The sequence below is a fragment of the Cedecea sp. B1(4) genome, assembly GCF_059414925.1.
Genome location: NZ_JCAHMZ010000019.1, coordinates 1 through 1,061, shown reverse-complemented (window position 1 = coordinate 1,061; position 1,061 = coordinate 1). Strand labels below are relative to the sequence as shown.

Genomic DNA, 1,061 nt, shown 5'->3' with positions numbered 1-1,061 from the left:
ATGGGGCCGCTCACTGTTATATTCAGCCAGCCATCGCTCAGTGATTTCCCGTGCTTCATTCAGGGTCCTGAAGAGATAAAAATCCAGAATTTCTGTCCGGTACGTCCGGTTAAACCGTTCGATAAAGGCATTCTGCGTCGGTTTACCCGGCCTGATAAACTCCAGCATCACCCCGTGTTCTTCCGCCCATTGTGCCAGCGCCAGCGACACCAGTTCTGGCCCGTTATCCATTCGCATCTTCAGTGGATATCCGCGGTTTGCTACTATCCTGTCCAGTACCCGGACTACACGCTGGGCCGGGATATTCAGGTCAATTTCTATCGCCAGCGCTTCCCGGTTAAAATCGTCCACCACATTGAAGGTACGGAAGCGTCTGCCACACACCAGCGCGTCGTGCATAAAATCGATGGACCAGCTCTGATTAAGTGCCTCAGGGCTTGCCAGTGGCGCAGGGTTTCGTACCGGCAGACGCTGCTTGCCTTTGCGGCGAAAATTCAGCTTCAGTACGCAGTAAATCCGGTGAACACGCTTATGATTCCAGGCGTTACCCTGCCTGCGCAGCACCTGAAACAGCTTCTTAAAACCGTATCGCGGATAGCGTTCTGCCAGTTCAGTCAACGCAAGGATCACCGGTTCATCACGCCGGGTATCGGGCTGATAAAAATACACCGTCCTGCTCAGCGATAATGTCCTGCACGCCTGGCGGATGCTCATGGCAAACTGTGCCGTCAGATAGCTGACGAGCTCCCGCTTTATCGCTGGTTTTAAAGCTTTTTTTCGATAACGTCTTTCAGTGCCCGACATTCAAGGCTGAGATCGGCAAACATCTGCTTCAGACGACGATTTTCGTCCTCAAGGTCTTTAATTTTTTTGATATCAGCAGCTTCCATCCCGCCATATTTCGCCTTCCAGTTGTAGTAGCTGGCTTCGGAAATAGCGGCCTCACGACACACATCTTTGACGGTCCTGCCCGCTTCGACGGACTTCAGGACGGCGATAATCTGGTGCTCGGTGAATCGGATCTTACGCATAGCGATCTCCTCAAGGGACATAATCAGTAT

At 52.2% G+C, this 1,061-nt stretch carries 1 protein-coding gene; it reads right to left on the bottom strand.

Annotated elements, in window-relative coordinates:
• Positions 1-1,031 (bottom strand): IS3 family transposase gene (locus ACR6JA_RS21895; RefSeq protein WP_494494423.1). Its coding sequence is split into 2 segments (ribosomal slippage), with 1,032 coding nucleotides annotated over them: positions 1-770 and positions 770-1,031; the frame shifts between segments, so codons are not numbered across the junction. This gene is flagged as partial in the annotation.
• Positions 1,032-1,061 lie beyond the last annotated feature (30 nt).